This window comes from Frankia sp. CeCAU1 (genome assembly GCF_977971845.1).
On the sequence record NZ_CDWWXA010000013.1, the window covers coordinates 56,255 to 60,328 of the forward strand.

General features: G+C 71.7%; 4 protein-coding genes. 3 read left to right on the forward strand and 1 reads right to left on the reverse strand.

What is annotated here, in order from left to right; all coding sequences use genetic code 11:
- Window positions 1-259 precede the first annotated feature (259 nt).
- Complete coding sequence (locus tag AC08OO_RS04595; protein ID WP_011435797.1) at window positions 260-553, forward strand: DUF4193 domain-containing protein; 294 nt, start codon at window positions 260-262, stop codon at window positions 551-553.
- Between the two features lie 111 nt (window positions 554-664).
- Here the strand turns inward: AC08OO_RS04595 and AC08OO_RS04600 are convergent, their stop codons facing one another.
- Entirely contained in the window at window positions 665-1,252 is a 588-nt protein-coding gene (locus AC08OO_RS04600) for an isochorismatase family protein (RefSeq protein WP_476610069.1), read from the reverse strand.
- A 226-nt stretch (window positions 1,253-1,478) separates the two neighbouring features.
- Between AC08OO_RS04600 and AC08OO_RS04605 the strand changes: the two genes are divergently transcribed.
- Entirely contained in the window at window positions 1,479-2,288 is an 810-nt protein-coding gene (locus AC08OO_RS04605; protein WP_476610070.1) for a DUF3097 domain-containing protein, read from the forward strand.
- Between the two features lie 99 nt (window positions 2,289-2,387).
- On the forward strand, window positions 2,388-3,248 hold the full coding sequence (locus AC08OO_RS04610; RefSeq protein ID WP_476610071.1) for an N-acetylmuramoyl-L-alanine amidase: 861 nt from the start codon (window positions 2,388-2,390) through the stop codon (window positions 3,246-3,248).
- The last annotated feature ends 826 nt before the right edge of the window (window positions 3,249-4,074 follow it).

The following is a 4,074-nucleotide window of genomic DNA, read 5'->3' on the forward strand; positions in this document are numbered from 1 at the left end:
GGCCGTGCCGTCCGGCTGCCGCGGGAGAGCTGCCGGACGTCGGCCGGGCGGGCTGGCGGGGTGGACGAGGCTCCTGGGCCGCGGAAGATCAGTGCGGCAACGTCGTCGGTCAAGGCCAGGGGATTCTCCGGGGCGTCTGAGGGCCGAGGGTGTGGTGAAGCCCACATCGGGGTAGCGCGGGTCTGACGGGCACATACCCCGGCGGTCGTGCGTTGTGGGTTGCGCACGACTACGCACAACTTCTCTGGGAGTTACTTCAGTGGCCACCGATTACGACACCCCTCGTACAGCTGACATCGAGGACGCCTCGGAGCAGAGCCTCGAGGCCCTCAAGGCTCGGCGGGCGGACGCGGCGGCTGATCTCGGTGACGACGTTGATCCGTTCGAAACCGAGCTCGGCCTGCCCGGCGCCGACCTGTCGGGCGAGGAACTGAACGTCCGTGTGCTGCCGCGCCAGGCCGACGAGTTCACCTGCACGCAGTGCTACCTGGTGCATCACCGCAGCCAGCTCGTGGACGAGCGACGGATGATCTGCCGGGACTGCGCGGCCTGACCGACCGCATGGTCTGATCGGCTCTCGATCAGTCTCCACCGCCGATGACAGCTCCACGATCAGTTCGGGCTCGACCGCTACCGGCGGTTCGGGCTCGTCTGGTCCGGCTTCTCACCCGACCAGAACGCCGGCGTCCCGCAGGCGTGCCACGGCTCGCTCGTCGTCGCCCGGGCGCAGGTTGACGAACCTGGTGAGGTCGAGTGGCAGCAGCACCTTCAGGCCCCGCAGCCGAGCATCCAGCGCGCTCTCCTGGACGCAGTAGTCGCCGGCCAGCCCGACGACCACCACCGTCGACACGCCCAGCTGTGCCAGCCGTTCACCGAGCACCGTGGCGGCCCGCCGCCCCGATGCCGGGTCACGCACCGAGAAGGCCGAGTAGCCGTCGCTGCCGTCGACCCCCTTGCGGATCACCTCACCCCTGACGATCAGGTCGGGATGGAACTGGGCGCCGGGGGTGTCCCCGACGCAGTGCGGCGGCCAGATCCCGCCGCCGGTGACGAAGTGCGGGGTCTCGTGCGGGTGCCAGTCCTGGCTGTAGAAGACCGGGGAGCCGGCGGCCACCGCCGCGGCGATCTCCGCATTGATCCCGGCGATGATCTGCTCACCGCCGGCCACGTAGAGGCTGCCGGCCGGATCGGTGAAGTCGTTCTGCACGTCCACGATCAGCAGGGCGGTCCCCGGCCCGTAACGCTGACTCATCGTCGTGTCCCCTCCGCCGCGCTCCGCCCTCGCGTCGCGGTGTACCCACCTCTCCCGGTGTACCAATCTGTCCCGATGCACCCGTTCATCTCGATGCACCCGTTTATTCCGATACGCCCGTCTGCCCCGGTGTACCCGTCCGTTCGGTACGACCACACTGTCACATTTTCGACACGCCCGCGTCGATATCCCTGATCATGATGGTGTGTCGGCTTAGGTTCGCAGGATGCGTAGTCGAGACTACGGGCCGGACGTCCTGGCTCCCGCCGCCCGTCCGCGCCCGGTGCGCCCGTCGGAGGTCGAGCTCGAGCGTGACCTCGTGGTCGAGGACGTGGCCACCGGTTTCTGCGGGGCCGTGGTAGGCAGCGAGAACGGTGGGGTGACGCTGGAGGACCGCCACGGCATCCGGAGGGTCTTCCCCCTGGAACCCGGCGCCTTCCTGATCGAGGGCGCGCGGGTGACCCTCGTGCGTCCCCGCCGCGGGACCCCGGCCCCCGCGGCGCGCACCGCGTCCGGGTCCGTGGCGGTGCCCCGCCACCGGGCCAGGGTCGCGCGGGCGAGCCGTATCTACGTGGAGGGTCTGCACGACGCCGCCTTGGTCGAGCGGGTCTGGGGTGACGACCTGCGCATCGAGGGGGTGGTGGTGGAGAGCTTGGACGGGGTCGACGACCTGCCGTCGGTGGTCGCGGGGTTCCGCCCGGGGCCCGGCCGCCGGCTCGGCGTGTTGGTGGACCATCTCGTCCCGGGGTCGAAGGAGAGCCGGATCGCCGCCTCCGTCGCCGGTGACCACGTCCTGGTGACCGGTCATCCCTACATCGACATCTGGCAGGCGGTGAAGCCGGCGTCGGTCGGCATTCCCCGCTGGCCCGAGATTCCCCGCGGCCAGCCCTGGAAGGAAGGGGTCTGTCAGGCCCTCGGTGTGGAGGACCCGGCGCAGATGTGGCGCCGGATCCTGGCCTCGGTGGACAGCTACACCGACCTTGAGGTGGGCCTGCTCGGCGCGGTGGAACGACTGATCGACTTCGTCACCGGCTGACGGCCGGGCCCGGGCGGCCCCCGTACGCGCGCCGCGCAGCCGACCGCGTACGGTCACTTCCGGTGGGGACGGGCCCCCTCCGTAGGCGGGAGACACCGAATGCCGGCACGGATCAGACCATCGATCCTGCTTCGGATCGTCGGTGCGGCCGTCGTGGCCTTGGTCGCCGTGGCCCTGGTAGCCGGGGTGGCTCTGCATCTCGTGGTGGGCGGGTCCGCCGGGGCGGGCGCACCCGGCCTCCGGCCCGGCGTGGACGGGACCTCACCAACCGCCCTGTCCGGCCGGAAGGTCGTCCTCGATCCCGGGCACAACGGAGGAAACGGCGCCGCCGCAGGGTCGATCAACCGGCGGGTTCCGGCCGGCGGTTTCGACAAGGAATGCGACACCGTCGGCGCCGAGACCGACAGTGGTTACCCGGAGCACGCCTTCACCTTCGACGTCGCTGGGCGGGCGGCGGCCATTCTGCGCTCCCGGGGCGCGAGCGTGATCCTGACGCGCGACAACGACTCCGGGGTGGGCCCGTGCATCGACGAGCGGGCCCGCATCGGCAACCGGACCTCGGCCGACGCGGTGGTGTCGATACATGCCGACGGGGGACCGGCGGACGGGCGCGGCTTTCATGTCATCGCGCCCGCGCTCAGCCCGGACCGGGCCAACGCACCGATCCTAGCCCCGTCGGCACGTCTCGCGGCGATGGTGCGATCCGCCTTCGGCCGGGCCACCGGGCAGCCACTGGCGGACTACCTGGGCGAGGATGGTATGACGATCCGCTCCGATCTCGGTGGGCTCAACCTCTCGCGGGTGCCGAAGGTCTTCCTGGAGTGCGGCAACATGCGCAACCGCACCGATGCGGCCGAGTTCGCCGACCCGGCCTGGCGGGCCCGGGCGGCGGCGGGCCTTGTGGACGGGATCACGTCGTTCCTGCTGGGGGACGAGGCGTCCTCGCCCGGCCCGGGCTGACCCGGCTTCGTCCGGCGATGGGCGCGGCGGGCGGCCGGGCCCATCGCCGGATTTCCGGGCGGCCCACCGCCCACCGGCCGTCGCACACGCAGAGGGCCACCCGTGACGGGTGGCCCTCATAGGACGGTCAGAATGTGTCTCGCGGTGGGCGATACTGGGATTGAACCAGTGACCTCTACCGTGTCAACTGGGCGCGTGTGATCCCGCCCGTGTCTCACGGGCGGGATACCCTCTCTGCTGCATGCGGTTGGGGGTCCGACCAGTCGCGAAAATTCCCGTCGTTCGCTGCCCGTCCCGGGCGGTCTCGCTCGCGGATTCGTTCGCAGATCCGTCGTCCGGCACCGGGCCGCGCCCACGTCCCGCCGGCCCGCATAGCAGAGGCCGGGATGGCGGTGGGGGGCACGGTGCCCGCTGCCGGGCGCACGCCCCGACCCCGACCGGCGTTCCGCCCACGCCAACTCCGAGACCATGGCAGGCGCCGAGGCTACTCGCGTCTGGCTGATGCCCCTGGGACGGATCCCGCCGGCCCGCTGGGCGAGCCACGCGGCGCTGTAGGCGCCGGTGGTGGCCGGCATGGCGATCAGGTAGGAGTAGCCGATCCCGGCCCGCCGCCAGCCCAGGGCGTACGGGGCGCACCAGTCGGCCTCAACCGCGTAGCGGGCCACTGCCGCCGCGTCGGCCGGTTCGACCGCCACCGGCACCCAGCCGGCCAGTCGGTGACCGACCGCCGCCGGCCAGGGGGCGGGAAGAGCCCCAAGAGTCCCACCACCAGCCCCGTCCGCGCCCTGCCCACCCCATCGGCGCTGGTATCTGGGAGGCAGGGGGG